The 18,456-nt window shown below is 35.6% G+C and carries 19 protein-coding genes; 17 read left to right on the top strand and 2 right to left on the bottom strand.

Annotated features, from left to right (window positions below; all coding sequences use genetic code 11):
* Positions 1-137: 137 nt before the first annotated feature.
* Entirely contained in the window at positions 138-824 is a 687-nt protein-coding gene (gene rnc, locus ACTWP4_RS10655; protein ID WP_443128744.1) for a ribonuclease III, read from the top strand.
* A 43-nt stretch (positions 825-867) separates the two neighbouring features.
* Here the strand turns inward: rnc and ACTWP4_RS10650 are convergent, their stop codons facing one another.
* Complete coding sequence (locus ACTWP4_RS10650) at positions 868-1,221, bottom strand: hypothetical protein (RefSeq protein ID WP_443128743.1); 354 nt, start codon at positions 1,219-1,221, stop codon at positions 868-870.
* Between the two features lie 449 nt (positions 1,222-1,670).
* On the opposite strand from ACTWP4_RS10650, the gene ACTWP4_RS10645 reads away from it, so the two are divergent.
* Positions 1,671-3,185 carry a methyl-accepting chemotaxis protein gene (locus ACTWP4_RS10645; protein ID WP_443128742.1) on the top strand — a complete coding sequence of 505 codons (1,515 nt, stop codon included), beginning with the start codon at positions 1,671-1,673 and terminating at the stop codon, positions 3,183-3,185.
* A 195-nt stretch (positions 3,186-3,380) separates the two neighbouring features.
* Here the strand turns inward: ACTWP4_RS10645 and ACTWP4_RS10640 are convergent, their stop codons facing one another.
* Positions 3,381-3,602 carry a DUF1128 domain-containing protein gene (locus ACTWP4_RS10640; RefSeq protein WP_443128741.1) on the bottom strand — a complete coding sequence of 74 codons (222 nt, stop codon included), beginning with the start codon at positions 3,600-3,602 and terminating at the stop codon, positions 3,381-3,383.
* Positions 3,603-3,750: 148 nt separating this feature from the next.
* Here ACTWP4_RS10640 and smc point away from each other — a divergent pair, with 148 nt between their 5' ends.
* From smc to ACTWP4_RS10565, 15 genes are all read left to right on the top strand, one after another.
* The gene (gene smc / locus ACTWP4_RS10635) at positions 3,751-7,317 is read left to right on the top strand and encodes a chromosome segregation protein SMC (protein ID WP_443128740.1); all 3,567 of its coding nucleotides are present in this window, start codon (positions 3,751-3,753) and stop codon (positions 7,315-7,317) included.
* 19 nt (positions 7,318-7,336) lie between these two features.
* Positions 7,337-8,332 (top strand): signal recognition particle-docking protein FtsY, encoded by a 996-nt coding sequence (gene ftsY, locus ACTWP4_RS10630; RefSeq protein WP_443128739.1) that lies wholly within the window; start codon positions 7,337-7,339, stop codon positions 8,330-8,332.
* A gap of 78 nt (positions 8,333-8,410) precedes the next feature.
* Positions 8,411-8,737 carry a putative DNA-binding protein gene (locus ACTWP4_RS10625; RefSeq protein WP_443128738.1) on the top strand — a complete coding sequence of 109 codons (327 nt, stop codon included), beginning with the start codon at positions 8,411-8,413 and terminating at the stop codon, positions 8,735-8,737.
* Between the two features lie 12 nt (positions 8,738-8,749).
* Positions 8,750-10,111 (top strand): signal recognition particle protein, encoded by a 1,362-nt coding sequence (gene ffh, locus ACTWP4_RS10620; RefSeq protein WP_443128737.1) that lies wholly within the window; start codon positions 8,750-8,752, stop codon positions 10,109-10,111.
* An 80-nt stretch (positions 10,112-10,191) separates the two neighbouring features.
* A complete protein-coding gene (gene rpsP / locus ACTWP4_RS10615) occupies positions 10,192-10,461 on the top strand; it encodes a 30S ribosomal protein S16 (RefSeq protein WP_018932699.1) in 270 nt (89 codons plus the stop codon).
* Between the two features lie 17 nt (positions 10,462-10,478).
* The gene (locus tag ACTWP4_RS10610; protein WP_443128736.1) at positions 10,479-10,706 is read left to right on the top strand and encodes a KH domain-containing protein; all 228 of its coding nucleotides are present in this window, start codon (positions 10,479-10,481) and stop codon (positions 10,704-10,706) included.
* A 679-nt stretch (positions 10,707-11,385) separates the two neighbouring features.
* Positions 11,386-11,772 (top strand): YlqD family protein, encoded by a 387-nt coding sequence (locus ACTWP4_RS10605; protein WP_443128735.1) that lies wholly within the window; start codon positions 11,386-11,388, stop codon positions 11,770-11,772.
* Positions 11,773-11,789: 17 nt separating this feature from the next.
* Positions 11,790-12,299, top strand: a complete 510-nt coding sequence (rimM, locus tag ACTWP4_RS10600) for a ribosome maturation factor RimM (RefSeq protein ID WP_443128734.1) — start codon at positions 11,790-11,792, stop codon at positions 12,297-12,299.
* Positions 12,299-13,042, top strand: coding sequence for a tRNA (guanosine(37)-N1)-methyltransferase TrmD (gene trmD, locus ACTWP4_RS10595; protein WP_443128733.1), 744 nt, complete (start codon positions 12,299-12,301; stop codon positions 13,040-13,042). Before rimM ends, trmD begins: the two co-directional genes overlap by 1 nt.
* A gap of 120 nt (positions 13,043-13,162) precedes the next feature.
* Positions 13,163-13,507 carry a 50S ribosomal protein L19 gene (rplS, locus tag ACTWP4_RS10590; RefSeq protein WP_443128732.1) on the top strand — a complete coding sequence of 115 codons (345 nt, stop codon included), beginning with the start codon at positions 13,163-13,165 and terminating at the stop codon, positions 13,505-13,507.
* A gap of 98 nt (positions 13,508-13,605) precedes the next feature.
* Positions 13,606-14,157, top strand: a complete 552-nt coding sequence (gene lepB / locus ACTWP4_RS10585) for a signal peptidase I (RefSeq protein ID WP_443128731.1) — start codon at positions 13,606-13,608, stop codon at positions 14,155-14,157.
* A gap of 24 nt (positions 14,158-14,181) precedes the next feature.
* Positions 14,182-15,027 (top strand): ribosome biogenesis GTPase YlqF, encoded by an 846-nt coding sequence (ylqF, locus tag ACTWP4_RS10580; protein WP_443128730.1) that lies wholly within the window; start codon positions 14,182-14,184, stop codon positions 15,025-15,027.
* Positions 15,028-15,291: 264 nt separating this feature from the next.
* Positions 15,292-16,062, top strand: coding sequence for a ribonuclease HII (locus ACTWP4_RS10575; protein WP_443128729.1), 771 nt, complete (start codon positions 15,292-15,294; stop codon positions 16,060-16,062).
* A gap of 4 nt (positions 16,063-16,066) precedes the next feature.
* Positions 16,067-18,139: a hypothetical protein gene (locus tag ACTWP4_RS10570; RefSeq protein WP_443128728.1), complete on the top strand. Its 2,073-nt coding sequence runs from the start codon at positions 16,067-16,069 to the stop codon at positions 18,137-18,139.
* Complete coding sequence (locus tag ACTWP4_RS10565) at positions 18,136-18,417, top strand: EscU/YscU/HrcU family type III secretion system export apparatus switch protein (RefSeq protein ID WP_443128727.1); 282 nt, start codon at positions 18,136-18,138, stop codon at positions 18,415-18,417. Before ACTWP4_RS10570 ends, ACTWP4_RS10565 begins: the two co-directional genes overlap by 4 nt.
* Positions 18,418-18,456: the final 39 nt, after the last annotated feature.

Below are 18,456 nucleotides of genomic sequence, written 5' to 3'. Positions count from 1 at the left end.
GGTTAGTAGTGATTATATATTTGAACATTATTTACTGTTTCTTATTAATGTGAACCTTTACAATTTAGGGTTGGCGATATGCTTTGTTTCCTTTATAATAATGACAATAGTTGATTTCATGTTGGTAGGTGAAGAATGTGTCAGATTTTAAAGAGCTTCAGGAAAATATCGGTATTTTGTTTCAAAATGAAAAATTATTAAGACAAGCCTTTACTCATTCATCTTATGTGAATGAGCACCGGAAAAAGAATCTAATAGATAATGAAAGATTAGAATTTTTAGGTGATGCAGTTCTAGAACTGGGAGTTTCTCAATACCTCTATCGAGAGTATGATGAATTAGAGGAAGGAGATTTAACGAAACTTAGAGCATCTATTGTGTGTGAACCAGCTTTAGTTAGGTTTGCAGAGGCCCTTGATTTTAGTAAATACGTTTTATTAGGTAAGGGTGAGGAAATGACTGGTGGTCGAAATCGCCCAGCATTACTAGCAGATGTCTTTGAAGCCTTTATCGGAGCTTTATACTTAGATCAAGGCTATGATCAAGTTATTACATTTTTAAAGAAATATGTATACCCAGAGATTACAACCGGTGCTTTTTCGCATACGATGGATTACAAAAGTCAATTACAGGAAACAGTGCAACAACACAAAAATAAATTGGTGGAGTATAGCATTGTAGATGAGAAAGGTCCTGCACATGACAGAGAATTTTTCGCTGTAGTTACTATCAGTGGAAAAACAGCTGGAAAAGGAGTAGGTCGGACGAAAAAAGAAGCTGAACAGCGTGCGGCAAAACAAGCTTTAGATGCTTTGCCCCATTAAAAGTGCTTCATAATATAGTCTGATAAGGTATAAATAACCCGTATTATGATTGATACGGGTTATTTTTTATATCGCCTAGCAAAACTTTAATTTCCGATAAAGACTTCTTCAGGCTTTGTATGTAGTTGAGTAATCCTTGGCTTTTATATTGAATGATTTCTCGATCTTTCAGTATATTTTCAACTGAAAGAATTAAATCTTGATCACTTTTAGAAAATAAATCATTATTTGTTTGTACTTTTTGTTGTTCTGGTTCATTTGATGTTTCTGTTTCCTCATACATAACTTCCGTATCGGCTATCTGCTGTTCCTTGACATCTCTTTCGGATTGATTTTGATTTGAGCGAACACCTTTTAGCCGCCTTATCCCATTCTTCTTAGTTTTATCATTTGTCATACTTTCTTCTCCTTAAATAATTATGTAAATGGTCCCGTATATAATTATCAGTATAAAGTGTAAATAGTAAAATATGCTCACAACTTATGATTTAATATAATTCAAAAAATATAAACCAATTAGTATTATTGCTTTTCGTATGTTGCTATTGTGTCCATAAAATATAATTATTTAATGATCGACAACGCTATTATGTAATAGTACAATAGATTTAGGTAATATATTACTATTAATAATGTAAAGATACTCTATCATTGAAGAAGACAGACCTATGGTGTAAGCGCCTGAATCCATACGAATCCATAGTTTAGATGTGGCTTTTTATCTTTAAGATGGCTAGTTTTTTTATCCTATCTAAATTAATAGATGTTATATTAAGTAGTATAAATAAACTAAGTCCTAATTCTTATATCAATGAACGGAGTTTTCTTTATTGGAAAGGAGTAAGTATGCATACAAATAACAAAAATCGCATTATTTTAATTTTGTCATTTATCGTACTGATAGTATCTGTTGTTGTCCATATGTTACATCGTCTTTTTAACATATCTGAATTTTGGGGGCATCATGGTGCTGAGCAATTAATATTCATTACGAATAGTTTTTTATTTATTCCTATCATCCTATTTGTTGTAACGCTGATACTTTATAAAAAGAAGAGTGACCATTCGTTAATCCCCCTTATGAATACGCTGACGATTACCTTTAGTAGTATGTCGATGATTGCTGGTGGTGAAGGGATGGTAGAGTACCATTTTTCTATCTTTATGGTAGTGGCTATGATTGGTTACTATGAAAAAATTAACTTGATTTTAGTCATGACTGCCCTTTTTGCTATTCAACATCTGGCTGGTTACTTTTTCATAGCTGAATATGTTTTTGGGACAGATTCTTACCCTTTATCTATGATACTCGTCCATGCCGTATTTTTAATTGGGACATCTGGGGCAATTATTTGGCAAGTTTTACATAAGAGGAAATTAATTGGAGATCTAGATGAAAAGGAACAAAAACAACTTGTACTAAGTGGAATTGTGGATAATCTGTCGTTAACTTCAGAGAAAGTAATTGAAGTATCCTCACAATTGAAAAAGATTAATCAGTCCAATCAAACAATTTTCAAGGAAAGTGTATCTTATATTCAACATATCTCTAATGGTGCATTGAGTCAGAAAAAACAAGTTGAGGACACTGCAATGTCCACTCAGGTAATCACAACGGACATTCAAGATATAGCTAGAACCTCATCGGAAGTGGCTGGCATAACCCATAAAGCAGAACAAAATGCTGATGATGGCAATATTATGATACAAAAAACAGTGGAACAGATGGATAATATTAATGAAAAAGTGAGAACCACTTCTGATACCGTTCAATTATTAAATAATCGCTCAAAAGAAATTGATGGAATTGTCAGCATTATTACAGACATTTCTTCTCAAACAAATTTATTAGCTTTAAATGCAGCAATTGAGGCCGCGAGAGCTGGAGAACACGGGAAAGGATTTGCTGTTGTAGCGGATGAGGTACGTAAATTATCGGAACAAACAGTTGATTCTGCAAGCCAAATTGCCAGCCTTGTTCAGTCTATCCAGCGAGAAACAATTACATCTGTAGATTCGATGCATCACGTTATAAACGAAGTGGAAAATGGACAAGAAATTGTACGTGAAACTGGAAAGATATTTGGAAATATTCATTCATCAATTGGAAACGTCGCAACGCAAATAAAACAAATTCTTCATTCAAGTGAAAAGGCATCTTCTATAGCACAACAAGTAAAGGAAAATATTCAAGAAGTGACTGCGATAGTGGAAGCAACTACAGATCATGCCCAAAAAGCAGTAAAGAAAAACGAAGAACAAATGATATCTCACGAACATCTATCTGAATTAATTACATCGTTAAATGAAATTACTATGAAATTAGAGGAGTTAATGGAAGAAGCTAGAGTTGTTGAATAGCAACAGAGTGGTGAAACATAATGATTTCAAAGGCTTAGGAGTTTCCTTAGGGAATGTCCTAAGCCTTTCTTCAAATGAATTTTGCAATCCTCCTCCACTCAATAACAATCAGGATGGAAAGAAGCAAAAAATAAACAAATCGATAGGTCAATAAAAGTATTTAAAATAATGAGGTGGATGCTAAGAGAGGTCTGATTATTTTCGGTATTCTCTTAGTTCTGCGATAAATGCTTGGGTTTCAGCAACTGTTAGTGTGCCTTTTTGTTTCAAAAGATCATAAAGAGATTTTAATTCGTCATATTTATCAATATCATAATCGTTTGGATCCATAATTGATTCATTGACAACTTTAAGCATTCTGCTCATCTCCTGAATAATATGAGCTAAATTTCCCTCGGATTTTTCTTCTAAACTCAAATCGATTCACTCCTGTTTTAGTATTTTATGAAACTTCCTTCTCTTACTCTATTCTTTATGATAAAATAAATAAGTTGAAATGCAAAGGATAAATTACCATCAACATACATGTTATGTTGGTAAGATGATATAAATAGGAGTTTTAAACATGTATTTAAAACAATTAGATACACTTGGATTTAAATCTTTCGCTGAGAGAGTTAAAGTAGAATTTGTACCTGGTGTTACAGCCGTCGTAGGCCCAAATGGCAGTGGAAAAAGTAATATTACAGATGCGATCCGTTGGGTACTTGGCGAACAATCAGCAAAGTCATTACGTGGTGTTAAAATGGAAGATATTATTTTCCAAGGTAGTGATACACGTAAAGCGTTAAACGTAGCTGAAGTGACACTTGTGTTAGATAACTCTGACAACAAACTACCTGTTGACTACCAAGAGGTTAGTGTCACACGTCGAGTTTATCGCTCCGGTGAAAGTGAATTTTTAATGAATAAGCAACCTTGCCGATTAAAAGATATTACCGAACTTTTTATGGATTCAGGACTGGGAAGAGAGGCCTTCTCCATAATTAGTCAAGGTAAAGTAGAAGAAATATTAAGCTCAAAATCAGAGGAACGACGAGTTATCTTTGAAGAAGCGGCAGGTGTTTTAAAATATAAAAATCGAAAGAAACAAGCCGAATATAAATTAGCAGAAACACAAGAAAATTTAAATCGTGTGGAAGATATAATCTATGAGATAGACGGCCAGTTAGAACCACTTGAACAACAAGCATCGATCGCTAAAGAGTACTTGGCACAAAAAGAACGATTGACCAATGTTGAAGTGGGTTTGTTGGCTAAAGAAATTGAACAGTTAAATGAAAAATGGGAAACTTCACAAAAGCAGATAGATACAAAACAATATGCCTTAAAAGAAAAACAACAATGGGTTGAAACAAGAGAGACGGAAAGTGATCAATTAAAAGAACAGATACAAAAAATGGATGAGCAAATTACAAGTCTACAAGAAACACTACTTGTAGAAACGCAGAAGTTAGAGAGCCTTGAAGGTAATAAAAAGATATTTCATGAACGACTTCAGCATTTTCAAGAAAACAAAGATAAACTGGAACAGGAAATAAAAGAATCGGAAGACAAAAAAGTAATACTTTTAAACAGCTTAGAAGATGAACAGGCTAGACTTAGTGAGTACAAAAAAAATAGTCATCAATTATCACAAAAAATAAGCGAAATACAAGGTCAGTTAGAAAAAGGTAAAAATACAATTGAAGACGATATCGAAACACTCAAAAGTGATTATATTGAATTTTTAAATGAACAGGCAGCAAAGCGTAATGAGAAAAGCTCTATTCAGCAACAATTGGAGAAAATGGAAGGAAAACAACATGCAAAGTCCTCCAAATGGGAGAATCTTCATGATGAACGTCTCCAGTTAAAGCAATCTGTACGTGAAGCAGAAGAAAAATGTAAACAAGATGAAGAACAATTACATACACTCCAATCAGAGCACGAACAGTTGGAGCGAAAAGTTACGGTTGAGTCAAAATTATTGGACGATATGCAGCAAAAATTATATAAAGGTTATCAGATGGTTGAAAACCTTAAGTCTAAAAAGGAAATGCTTGAGGACTTGAAGGAGGACTTTCAAGGATTCTATTTTGGTGTAAAAGAAGTCTTGAAAGCTAGGGAACAACAAAAATTAACAGGTATTCATGGTGCAATACCAGAATTAATAGAATTTGATGATCAATTAGTGGATGCTATGGAGACTGCTCTAGGAGCTCAAGCCCAACATATTGTAGTTGATTCGGAGAAGTCAGCACGCGATGCCATTCACTGGCTGAAAAAAACGAATAAGGGTAGAGCAACGTTTTTACCAATAAACGCAATGAAACCAAAACAAATTCCATCAAATTTGTTACAAATGCTGGAGCAAGAAGAAGAGTTTGTCGGAGTGGCTGTAGACTTAATTCGTTTTGATTCCACTTATCAACCAGTAATGCAAGCATTGTTAGGTAATGTTATTATCGCTAAATCACTCAGTGCGGCTAATCAATTTGCTGGGAAAACTGGACGAAGATTCCGGATTGTGACACTGGATGGAGATGTAGTAAATCCTGGTGGTTCGATGTCTGGTGGTGCAAAAAAGAAAAATAATCAATCGTTATTTACCAGAGACCGTGAATTAAAAACATTAACGACTAAATATAATGAATACCAAGCTCGAGTAACGGATTATGAAAAACAAATCCGAGAACAAAAAGACGCACTAGCAAATTTACAAGCGAAAAAAGACAATTGTTTTCATCAACTAGAAGAAATTCGAAAAACGTATCAAGAACATCAAAGTAACTATAAAGAATGGAAATTGTCTTTAGAACATTTAAATGATCAATTATCGATCTATGATCAAGACAAGTTGCAACAAGAAGAAGATCGAAAACTTTTGCTACAGCAACTGGAGCAAATTGAGCATGATCTAGGTGAATTACAATCAAAATTAAGCAACCTTGATAACGAAATTGAAGAACTGACTGATCAGCACCAAAATTTTGAAGCAAAAGAAGAACAACTGAAACAAGAATTACAAAAACTGCATGTCGAGCAAGCAGAACTTAGAAGTCAGCTTTCTAACCAAAAGGAAAAGGTTGCTAAGTCGGAAATCGAAATATCTGAAATTTCCGAGACAATTGAAGGAAAACAGAAGCAATTACAGCAATTAATAGAGATGAAAAATAGTCAACAAACAGAAGAAGAAATTGACGAAGAAATTAGTAATAAACGTCGAGAAAAAGCGACGTTGCAGCAAGATTTACAAGAATTGCGTGAACATCGATCCGAAACACAACAAAAAGTTACTACTTTAGATGACTCGCTTAAGCAAGCTAAGAAAGAAGAATATCAGTTACAACAGGAAATCCAGTCAATTGAAATCGAGCGAAATCGGTTAGATCTTGATCTGGAAAATCGCCTTCAATTACTGGAGAATGAATACAGTATAACTTTTGAAAAAGCCAAAGCGGATTATCCTCAACCTGACAATCTGGAAGAGGCGAAAGAGCAAGTTAAATTAATTAAAAAATCAATTGAAGAATTAGGTACCGTTAATATAGGTGCAATTGAAGAGTATGATAGAATTAAGGAGCGACATGAGTTTCTCACAAGTCAACAAACCGATTTAGTGGAAGCAAAACGTACACTATATGAAATTATTGCGGAAATGGACGAAGAGATGACTAGAAGATTTGATGAAACTTTTTCGCAAATAAAAGAAGAATTTACGGTAGTCTTTCAACGTTTATTTGGTGGGGGACATGCTGAATTAAAGCTAACTGACCCTGATCAATTATTAGAGACAGGTGTAGATATTATTGCGCAGCCTCCAGGTAAAAAGTTACAACAATTAGGTTTATTATCTGGTGGCGAAAGAGCATTAACAGCCATTGCATTACTGTTTTCAATATTAAGAGTCCGCCCTGTTCCGTTCTGTGTATTGGATGAGGTGGAAGCAGCTCTAGATGAAGCGAATGTGACACGATTTGCTCAATATTTGAAACATTATAGTAAACATACCCAATTTATTGTGATTACACATAGAAAAGGTACAATGGAAGAAGCTGATGTTTTATATGGTGTTACCATGCAGGAATCAGGTGTTTCACGTTTAGTTTCTGTAAAATTAGAAGAAGCGCCAGAGCTTTTAGAAGCATAAGTTGCGAGGAGGAAGAATAGTGAGTTTTTTGAAAAAACTGAAGGATAAATTTCAAGCAACAGATAAGCAAGAAGAAGTATCAGATAAGTATAAAGAAGGTTTAAGTAAAACAAGGAAGTCATTTTCTGAAAAAATCAATGATTTAGTTGCTCGCTATCGAAAAGTGGATGAGGAGTTTTTTGAAGATCTTGAAGAAGTGTTGATCGCAGCTGATGTTGGTGTATCAACCGTGATGGAATTAATTGAAGAGCTCGAATTGGAAGTGAAAAGACAAAATATTAAAGATACCAATGAAGTAAAAGAAGTAATCTCAGAAAAGCTGGTCGAAATTTACCGAGGAGATGATGACGCGCCAGAAGATACGTCATTAAATATCCAGAAAGATGATTTAACGATTATCCTTTTTGTTGGGGTTAACGGAGTTGGTAAAACTACAACGATTGGCAAATTAGCTCATCAATTAAAAACAGAAGGTAAAGATGTATTATTAACAGCCGGTGATACATTCCGTGCTGGAGCTATAGAACAGTTGAGTGAATGGGGCAAACGTGTTGGTGTTGATGTCATTAAACATAGTGAAGGCAGTGACCCGGCAGCTGTTATTTACGATGGAATCCAAGCAGCGAAATCTCGCAATGCTGATGTATTACTTTGTGATACGGCAGGTCGTTTGCAGAATAAAGTGAACTTAATGAATGAGTTAGCAAAAGTAAAACGAGTTATTGAACGTGAAGTACCTGATGCACCTCATGAAGTATTGCTTGTGCTTGATGCAACAACAGGACAAAATGCATTAAGCCAAGCTAAAACTTTTTCACAAGCAACAGATGTTTCTGGTATAGTATTAACAAAACTAGATGGTACAGCCAAAGGTGGAATAGTCCTAGCGATCCGAAATGAACTGGGTACTCCGGTAAAATTAGTAGGGCTTGGGGAAAAAGTGACTGACTTGCAAACTTTTGATCCACACGCTTTTGTATATGGTTTATTTGCAGATTTATTAGAAGAAGAATAGTCTCAAAACTTGACAGTGCTACTTTAAGGCGATTAGACTAAAGTGTAAAGGTATTTTACTTAACGAGGTGTCCTTATGATGTTAGAAAAAACGACAAGGATTAACGCTCTTTATGATTTTTATCAACAATTGCTGACTGAAAAGCAACGAAATTATATGGAGATGTATTATGTAGAAGATTTTTCTCTAGGTGAAATTTCGGAAACATCCAATGTATCAAGACAAGCAATTTATGATAACATTCGAAGAACAGAACATATGCTAGAAGAATATGAGGAAAAACTGGGTCTTTATCAAAAGTTTTTGAAGCGACAAGCCTTACTACAAGAATTATATGCTTTAGCTGAAGAAAACAATGATCGAGAATTAAAAGAAAAAGTAGAGCAGATTACTGAAATCGAATAGGGGGCGTATAGTATGGCATTTGAAGGTTTAGCCGACCGCCTGCAGAATACCATTCAAAAAATTAAGGGAAAAGGTAAAGTAACTGAACAAGATGTGAAAGAAATGACAAGAGAAGTACGTTTAGCTTTATTAGAAGCAGACGTAAACTTTAAAGTCGTAAAAGATTTTATTAAGAAAGTAAAAGAACGTGCAGTTGGCGAGGAAGTAATGGAAAGCTTAACTCCTGGCCAGCAAGTAATTAAAGTGGTCAAAGAAGAGTTAACAGCACTTATGGGTGGCGATGAAAGTAAGATTGCAGTTGCCGATAAACCGCCAACTGTGATCATGATGGTTGGTTTGCAAGGTGCTGGTAAAACAACTACGACAGGTAAATTAGCCAATTTATTACGAAAAAAATATAATCGTAAACCATTATTAGTTGCCGCTGATGTTTACCGTCCAGCAGCAATTGATCAGCTTGAAACTTTGGGTAAGCAATTGGATATGCCGGTTTATTCAGAAGGAACTGATGCAAATCCGGTAGATATTGCAAACAAAGCAATGGCATATGCAAAAGAGGAACATTTAGATTATGTCCTAATTGATACGGCCGGACGTCTTCATGTGGATAATGAATTAATGGATGAATTGATCCAAATTAAACAAAATGTTAATCCGGATGAAGTCTTTTTAGTAGTTGATTCAATGACTGGGCAAGATGCAGTTAATGTTGCGGAAAGTTTTAATGAACAATTAGATGTTTCTGGTGTTGTATTAACAAAGCTTGACGGCGATACACGTGGTGGTGCGGCTTTATCGATTAAAGCCGTAACAGATAAACCGATCAAATTTGCCGGTATGGGTGAAAAATTAGATGAGATAGAAGTGTTTCACCCAGAACGAATGGCATCCCGAATTTTAGGGATGGGCGATGTGTTATCGTTAATTGAAAAGGCACAAGAAAATGTTGATGAAAAAAGAGCAAAAGAATTAGAAGAAAAAATGCGTTCTGCTTCCTTTACCTTTGACGATTTCCTAGAACAAATGGGACAAGTGAAAAATATGGGACCACTTGATGAGTTAATAGATATGATACCTGGCGCTAATAAAATGAAGGGTCTCAAAAATGTTGATTTTGATGAAAAGCAAATTTCCCATGTAGAAGCGATTATTCAATCGATGACGTCGAAAGAACGTGAGGACCCAAGTGTGATTAATGCAAGTCGCCGTAAACGTATAGCACGAGGTTCAGGACGCTCTGTTTCAGAAGTGAATCGTTTATTGAAGCAGTTTGAAGAAATGAAGAAAATGATGAAACAAATGACAAATATGCAACAAGGAAAGAAAGGGAAAAAAGGAAAAAAAGCAAAAGGATTTAATTTTCCGTTTATGTAAGGTAAAAACACTTTACAGACTAAAATAAATCTGATACAATTCTATCTTGTGTGAGAGATATTTATATGGAGGTGTTAAGCATGGCAGTAAAAATTCGCTTAAAGCGTATGGGTTCTAAAAGAAATCCATTCTATCGTATCGTAGTTGCGGATTCTCGTTCACCACGTGATGGACGTATTATCGAACAAATTGGAACATATAACCCGGTAGTTAATCCGGTTGAAGTGAAATTAGATGAGGATAAAGCACTTGATTGGATGACAAAAGGTGCGAAACCAAGTGATACGGTACGTAACTTATTCTCAAACGAAGGCATCATGAAGAAATTCCACGAATCAAAAAATCAATAATAAAGTGATGTGATTCGATGAAATCTTTGATTGAAACTATTGTGGAACCATTAGTCGATCATCCTGAGCAAATTGTTGTTACCGAAAAGGAAGAGGAAAACAAAATTGTGTATCACCTGCAAGTTCATGAAAATGATGTAGGTAAAGTGATCGGTAAAAATGGCCGCATTGCCAAATCAATACGAACAGTTGTTTATGCAGCTGGAATGAAATCTAATAAAAAAATCTATTTAGATATCATGTAAAAAGAGGGAGGCTAATAGCCCCCTCTTTTTTTAGCAGAAAGCTTAGATAAAGCGCCGAAAACATAAACTGCGCAATAACTTTTCATGGACTTGCTTTCTCCCAATCTTTCTTGAAGGGAGTGCCATGGCACCGCTCCGGCAGAATACTGCGCTTTCCATGGGCACGGCTTCAGCTAACTTGGTAAAGAAGACCGCTTTACCAAGTGGATCTTCAGCTCGCGTGAGTTCCCACAGGAGTCTCCGTATTCTGCCTCCACTAATAACATTATTCTATCTTTTTAAAGTGGGAGTACTCGGAAACTAATTCCCGTGTATTACCTCTTTCAAAAATCAGCACACTACGCAGAGCGGAGGCAAGATACGGAGACTCCTACGGGACCAGCACGTGTCCGAAGACCCCGCAAGAAAACGCCCTTTGTTTTCTGAGGAGACTGAGGCCGTGCCCGTGGAAAGCGAAGTATCTTGCCGTAGCGTATGCTTGCACTCATCAAAAACTAAGATAGAAGGAAGCAATTTTAAATATTCATTACTTCGCAGTTTGTATCTACTATGAATCAGGTGAGAGGAGATTATATGTGCGAGTTATCTAGTGTATACTTGCGCTTTGGTTTGGTGGCGTGCTATTCTTTTGTTAGGTGTTTTCATGCTCTTTAATAGGTATGGGAGAGAGGCTGAAACGATGAAAATAATTAAAAAAGTTGCCGTCAAAAAAATAGTAACGGATCAAAGTAAAGAACAACTAAGAGAAGAATACCAATTCAAAATTTTCAAACTCGAACAGGAATGTGAACAATTAAAATTTGAACAAAAAAAATTAGAACAACGCTCAGCCAACAAAAAAGCAGATATTGCGGCTAAGTTCAAAAAAGAATTATCTAATCGCAAAGACCATATAAAATGGTATAAATACAAACTCGAACAACTGGAGATATTACCAACCGGAAGTGAAATTAATGATGGGGAAGTCGAAGCAGTTATTGATATTGAAGAAGGTATGAACTGGGACGACTTAACAGAACACAAATCCATTATTGTAAAAGATGGCATGATTACGAAAATTACATAACAGGTGGTATTAAATAAATGAATTATTTAAAGGTAGGGAAAATTGTCAATACTCATGGTATAAAAGGAGAAGTAAAAGTAGTACGAATTACCGATTTCGAGGAACGTTTCGAAATTGGTACTACATTATGGATTAAAGAAAAAGAAGAGGAGAAATTAAAACCCGTTACGATTGATGGTCATCGTGTGCACAAAAATTTTGATTTGTTGCATTTTGAAGGTTTTAACAATATCAATGATGTAGAACATTTCAAAGAATCACTGTTAGTTATTAATACAGACCAGCTTACCGAATTAGAAGCCAATGAATTTTATTATCATGAGATTATTGGTTGTGAGGTAGAAACAACGGAAGGTGAATTAATTGGGAAGGTAAAAGAAATACTTTCACCTGGCGCAAATGATGTTTGGGTAGTGAAACAAAAAGGGAAGGAATATTTAATCCCATATATTGAAGATGTAGTGAAAAAAGTAGATATCGAAAACCAGAAGATTAAAATTGAACCAATGGAAGGGTTATTAGACTGATGAAAATAGATATTTTATCATTGTTTCCGGAAATGTTTGAAGGGGTTTTTCAATCTTCGATTTTAAAAAAAGCACATGAGACAGGTGCTTTTCAGTACAATTTTGTAAATTTCCGAGACTATACAGATAATAAACACAACAAAGTAGATGACTATCCGTATGGTGGTGGCGCAGGTATGGTATTGAAGCCCCAACCTATTTTTGATGCAGTTGAGGCAATAGAAAAAAATACGTCTGATAAACCTCGGGTTATTTTAATGTGCCCTCAAGGAGAAACCTATTCGCAAAAGAAAGCAGAAGAACTTGCAAAAGAAGAACATTTAATCTTTATTTGTGGTCATTACGAGGGCTATGATGAACGAATAAGAACAGAGCTTGTAACGGATGAGATATCTATTGGTGACTATGTGCTGACAGGTGGTGAATTAGGTGCTATGGTCGTGATTGACAGTGTGGTCCGCTTGTTACCAGATGTACTGGGTAACGAGGATTCTGCTGTTCAGGATTCTTTTTCGACTGGTTTATTAGAGCATCCCCATTATACAAGACCGGCTGATTTTCGTGGTTTAAAAGTCCCTGATGTTTTGTTGTCAGGAAACCATGCTCATATTGAAGAATGGCGTAGAAAAGAAGCGTTAAAGAGAACTTATTTTAGAAGAGTAGATTTATTACAAAATCTGCAGTTAACGGAAAAAGAAGAGAAATGGATAAAAGAATGGGAAACTTCAAAAGAAAATAGTTGAATTCCCTTTGTTGATATGCTATATTGATAGTTGTGCTTAAGTGAACGCTTAAGGTGAATAAACGATGTTCCGCTGCCGTGTAATTCGTTAAGAGCATTGGTTTGGAAGGAGTGTAACAGAATGCAAAAATTAATCGAGGAAATTACAAAAGACCAACTAAAAACTGACTTACCTGAGTTTCGTGCTGGTGATACAGTAAAAGTTCACGTGAAAGTTGTGGAAGGTAACCGTGAGCGTATTCAGGTATTCGAAGGTGTTGTCATTAAACGCCAAAACGGTGGTATTAGTGAAACATTTACAGTTCGTAAAATTTCTTACGGTGTAGGGGTTGAACGTACATTCCCTGTGCATTCACCACGAATTGATAAAATCGAAGTAACACGTCGTGGTAAAGTTCGTCGTGCTAAGCTTTATTATCTACGTAACCTACGTGGTAAAGCTGCGCGTATTAAAGAAATTCGCTAATGAGTATCGTGTGAAAAGGAGCTTGCATTGTCAGGCTCCTTTTTCTTCTATATAATATTTTAGAAGCACCTGGAGTGTATAAGGAAAGGGATCTTTTCATGGCTGATAAAAAGGTTGACTGGGTCGATTGGATAAAAACTATTGTTATTACGGGATTGATCGTGATTTTATTTCGCATGTTTATCGCGGTACCTATTGTAGTTGAAGGTCCATCTATGCTACCAAATCTAGAGGATAACGATCGAATTATAGTGAATAAGATAAGTTTAATGTTTGGTGCACCAGATCGTTTTGATGTTGTCGTTTTTCATGCTACGGCGAAGAAGGATTACATAAAAAGGGTGATTGGTTTGCCAGGTGACTCTATTATCTATAAAGATGATCAGTTATATATTAATGGACAACCAGTAAAAGAACCATTTATTGATGAGGAAATAGCAAATGACCAATCTAATTACACAGCAAATTTTTCGTTGAAAGATATCCCTGGCAATGCTGAAGAAGTTCCTGAGGGACATGTATTTGTTTTAGGAGATAATAGACCTAATTCAACAGACAGTAGACATCTAGGATTCATACCGATGGATCAATTAGTAGGAATTGCTAGTGTGACATATTGGCCAGTGGATAAAATCGGCTTCGTAGATTAACATAGCAGAATAAGAGGTGGATACATGACAATACAATGGTTTCCAGGACATATGGCTAAAGCCAAAAGAGAGGTACAAGAAAAATTAAAATTAGTTGATTTTGTGATTGAATTAGTAGACGCAAGGGCACCTCATTCATCACAAAACCCTCTATTAAAACAAATTTTAAATCAAAAACCAAAAATGATTGTGTTAATGAAGGATGACTTGGCTGATAAGGCATCGACTAAAGCTTGGCTGAGTCATTTCTCGGAACAAGGAATGGTTGCTATAGCAGTGAATGTGAATGATCGTAAAGATATACAGCATGTTATTCAAAAGGCAAAGGATATGGCCAAAGAGAAGATGGAACGTTTAAAGAAAAAAGGGGTTCGTCCGAGACCTGCACGTGCAATGATAATTGGCATTCCGAATGTAGGGAAGTCGACTTTAATTAATCGGTTAGTTCATAAAAAGATAGCTAAAACAGGAGATAAACCAGGTGTAACAAAAAGCCAGCAGTGGATAAAAGTAAAAAAAGATTTCGAATTATTGGATACACCTGGAATTCTTTGGCCGAAATTTGAGGAACAAGTTGTTGGCTATCGTCTTGCATCTATTGGTACAATCAAGGATCAGTTGCTGCCGATAGAAGATGTAGCAGCGTTTGTGATTCAATACTTACAAGAAACATATCCGTCTGTATTAAAGGAACGATATCAAATAACAGAAGATATGGAGGATATGAGCGAAATATTTGAACACATCGGTAAACTTAGAGGCATCCTTGAGTCAGGTGGAAGAGTGAATTTTGAAAAGACAGCGGATATCATTCTCCAAGACTTGCGGTCAGGAAGACTAGGAAGTATAACGCTTGAACAGCCGGAATAGTGACAAGCGCAGGCAGACTTATAAAGCGATCAGAAAAGTATACACCCCCGTTTCCATCTTAAAGAAACGTGTGTATACTTTTTGTATTAAAAGAAAAGTACATAAACAGCGAAGTTATACTTTAGATTTGCTTTCTTTTGTTCTGATTAGAGATAAGTGCATTCATTTTATCTACTTCTCTTTGATTATTAGATGGATGAAGTAATGATAATTCTTTATTTTTTTGAAAAAATGCCGATAAATTAGGAAACGAGGTTTATAGTAATGACAGAGAAATGGACGATTAACCAAATTAAACATTATTTAACAGAAGAAAATCCTACAGAAGATGTGTTACAAGTTTTGTACCAAGACGAGCGAAAAGGAGTACAAGCATTAATAAATCAATATGAAAAACGACAACAAGAGGCTCAAGCCCAGCAAGATCTATTTGAAAGAATGAGTCAGTATGAGCGATTGTTATGGAAGAACGGCAGTACATATATTGCAGGCGTGGATGAGGTTGGAAGAGGACCGTTAGCAGGACCTGTTGTGGCAGCAGCTGTCATCTTACCAAGTGATTTTCAATTATTAGGAATAAATGATTCCAAAAAATTATCAAAGAAAAAACGAGAGTTATTTTATCAATATATTACAAAGTATGCAGTTGACTATGCTATAGGCATAGTAGATGCTGAAGAAATCGATCAGATTAATATTTTACAAGCATCTAAAAAAGCGATGTATCAAGCGCTAAGGAAGTTAGAACGGGTAGACCATGTGCTCATAGACGCAGTGAACCTAGAGCAATTAAAAGTACCGAGTGACGCAATTATTAAAGGGGACCAAAAAAGTATTTCGATTGCTGCAGCCAGTATTATTGCAAAAGTTACGCGTGATCAAATGATGGAAAAGTTACATCAGCAATATCCTTTATATGCTTTTGATCAAAACAGTGGATATGGCACAAAACAGCATTTAAATGCAATAAATGGGCAAGGTTTAACTCCTTATCACCGGAAAAGTTTTCTGAAATCTCTATTAGAGAGGAGATAGCTAAATGGGAAACATTCATTCTTTTTCGAACGTATTACGTTCTGGAAATACACGTATGAATGTCACACAAAATACTCTAAAACCTGGACAAATGCTGACAGGAAAAGTACTAGAGTTATATCCAAATCAAAGAGCAGCAATCCAGTTAGGCGGATCACAAGTGGTGGCACAGTTGGAAACAGCATTGGCCTCCAAGCAAAACTATCTCTTTCAAGTCACATCTATAGGTGATGTGATTCGACTAAAAAAAATAAGTGATGCGCCCCTTTCAAATAACAGGTCGGTAAGTGATCAATTAATTAAGCAACTCGGATTAAACAATAACCGACAATTAAAAACTTTCATACAACACCTAGTTAGTGAAAATATACCGTTTACATATAAAGAGGGACAAGCATTAGCTAAACTGCTAGAGCAATTTGGTGGAAATAGTCCCAACCGTAAGTTGCTTGCAATGATGACAAAACAAAATTTACCATTAACAGAGCAAGTATTTCGAAGTTTACAAGCATTTCAATCATCACAATTAAGTACGCTAATCAACCAATTACAACAGCAAATAGCACAAATTACTCAGAGTAATCCATTATTATCTCAATTGCAGCAACAACTTTCACTGTTTGGTTCTTCATCACCATCACACGCTCAATCGATGTTACAACAGTTTGTGAGTAAAAATCAGCCATTACTAGAACAGGTAATGGCTAAGGTAATACCTGAGCAATCATCATTTTTACAACAATTAATAAAAGGAAATAGCTTAAGCAATAATCAAACACAGGAAATCATACAGCAACTAAATAAAATACTAGAGCAACAATTGCCATTCCGAGATGGAGAACGACAAGCATTTCAATCATTTTTACAACGTTTTGGCCAATTAACCGAGCAAGGAGCAGTTACTAATACATTTAAAGCTGCTGTTCAACAACAACCATTTTTTCAAAAGATCATGCAAGTAATAGCAAAACAAGACCAACAATTGGTTCAACAATGGTTACAGCCATCCACACAAACAAATGTGAGCCAAGAGCGACAAGTCCTTTCGATTTTACAACAGTTGAATGGACAACAATTGTCACAACTTGATCAAAACCTTGTTAGATCTTTAATGCTACAAATGGATGCTACAAACCCTTCCTTGCTCTCCGTTAAAGATCAGTTTTATCATACGATGAAGCATTTTTTGCAAATTAGTGGGATTCAAGATGAATCGCAATTAGCACAACAAATCCGTACAAATACTATGACTAATTCTATAAGTCATTTTTTACAATCAACGATGACAGGAATGACCCAACAAGATCGGCAATTGATCCAGCAGTGGATTGGACAAGCTCAACCAACAGTGGCACAAAATCAACAAGCAGCGGAAATTTTGCAACGAATCAATGTACAACAAATACCTCAATCTGAGCAATCGGTAGTTCGGCAAGTACTGCTATCATTAGAAGCTAGTTACCAAGCAATAAACAAAGAACAGTTTTTGCAGATTGTCCGACAAGTGTTACATCAAAGTGAACATTCAAGTATTCAAACAAGAGAACTGGAATATTCTTTAAAGCAAAATCTGATATTAGCTAATCAACAAAACCCAGATCTGTCAAATAATCAGATGCAACGGTTGATTCAAAGCTTAACAGGAATGCAGATAAATATGCTTCAAGATGAACAAGTAATATCCCAACAAAGTTTTCAAATTCCTGGGGAGCGATTTGGCTTAGCAAAGGACATTCGCATGCAATTTGAAGGGAAAAATGGTCAGAATAGTGACGAGATTGATCCGGAATTTTGTCGTGTGTTGTTTCATCTTCATTTGCATACATTAGGCGAGACCATGATTACTATGTCGATTCAAAAACGAATTGTACATATTTCGGTATACAATGATCAACAGGATATAAAATCCTTAATAGATGCCTTTACGCCGACATTAAAAGAAAAACTTTCCGATTTAAATTATCAATTATCTTCTGTTACACAAAAATCATTATCAGATAAAGAGCAAGGGACCACAAATGCCAATCAAACGGTTTATAAGCCTATTAAAAGAGAGGGGATTGATTTGCGGATATGACGAAACAGAAAAGATATCGAAAACGCGCAGCAGCTTTGCAGTATGATACGGAAACGGATGTTGCACCAAAAGTAACCGCTACTGGTAAAGGCTATGTAGCGGAAGAGATTATGGAAAGAGCAAAACAAAACAACATCCCAATTCAATCAGATCCCTCTCTTGTAGAATTATTATCGGAATTAAATATAAATGAACAAATACCAGAGGAATTATACCAGGTAGTAGCGGAAGTGTTTGCATATATCTATCAAATAGACCAAAAAGCAGCAAAGAAATAGTTCATCTATCAACCTTGTTAGAAAAAAGCTAGAAATATT

The sequence above is a fragment of the Gracilibacillus sp. D59 genome (assembly GCF_052246695.1).
In the GTDB taxonomy this organism is placed as follows: domain Bacteria; phylum Bacillota; class Bacilli; order Bacillales; family Amphibacillaceae; genus Gracilibacillus.
The sequence above is the reverse complement of the archived record's forward strand: the minus strand, read 5'-3'. Positions and strand labels throughout refer to the sequence as shown.

Coding starts and splice junctions, on each gene's coding strand:
- ACTWP4_RS10650 (WP_443128743.1), bottom strand. CDS start 1,221: ATGACAAATGATAAAACTAAGAAGAATGGGATAAGGCGGCTAAAAGGT.
- ACTWP4_RS10645 (WP_443128742.1), top strand. CDS start 1,671: ATGCATACAAATAACAAAAATCGCATTATTTTAATTTTGTCATTTATC.
- smc (WP_443128740.1), top strand. CDS start 3,751: ATGTATTTAAAACAATTAGATACACTTGGATTTAAATCTTTCGCTGAG.
- ACTWP4_RS10625 (WP_443128738.1), top strand. CDS start 8,411: ATGTTAGAAAAAACGACAAGGATTAACGCTCTTTATGATTTTTATCAA.
- ffh (WP_443128737.1), top strand. CDS start 8,750: ATGGCATTTGAAGGTTTAGCCGACCGCCTGCAGAATACCATTCAAAAA.
- rpsP (WP_018932699.1), top strand. CDS start 10,192: ATGGCAGTAAAAATTCGCTTAAAGCGTATGGGTTCTAAAAGAAATCCA.
- ACTWP4_RS10610 (WP_443128736.1), top strand. CDS start 10,479: ATGAAATCTTTGATTGAAACTATTGTGGAACCATTAGTCGATCATCCT.
- ACTWP4_RS10605 (WP_443128735.1), top strand. CDS start 11,386: ATGAAAATAATTAAAAAAGTTGCCGTCAAAAAAATAGTAACGGATCAA.
- rimM (WP_443128734.1), top strand. CDS start 11,790: ATGAATTATTTAAAGGTAGGGAAAATTGTCAATACTCATGGTATAAAA.
- trmD (WP_443128733.1), top strand. CDS start 12,299: ATGAAAATAGATATTTTATCATTGTTTCCGGAAATGTTTGAAGGGGTT.
- rplS (WP_443128732.1), top strand. CDS start 13,163: ATGCAAAAATTAATCGAGGAAATTACAAAAGACCAACTAAAAACTGAC.
- lepB (WP_443128731.1), top strand. CDS start 13,606: ATGGCTGATAAAAAGGTTGACTGGGTCGATTGGATAAAAACTATTGTT.
- ylqF (WP_443128730.1), top strand. CDS start 14,182: ATGACAATACAATGGTTTCCAGGACATATGGCTAAAGCCAAAAGAGAG.
- ACTWP4_RS10575 (WP_443128729.1), top strand. CDS start 15,292: ATGACAGAGAAATGGACGATTAACCAAATTAAACATTATTTAACAGAA.
- ACTWP4_RS10570 (WP_443128728.1), top strand. CDS start 16,067: ATGGGAAACATTCATTCTTTTTCGAACGTATTACGTTCTGGAAATACA.
- ACTWP4_RS10565 (WP_443128727.1), top strand. CDS start 18,136: ATGACGAAACAGAAAAGATATCGAAAACGCGCAGCAGCTTTGCAGTAT.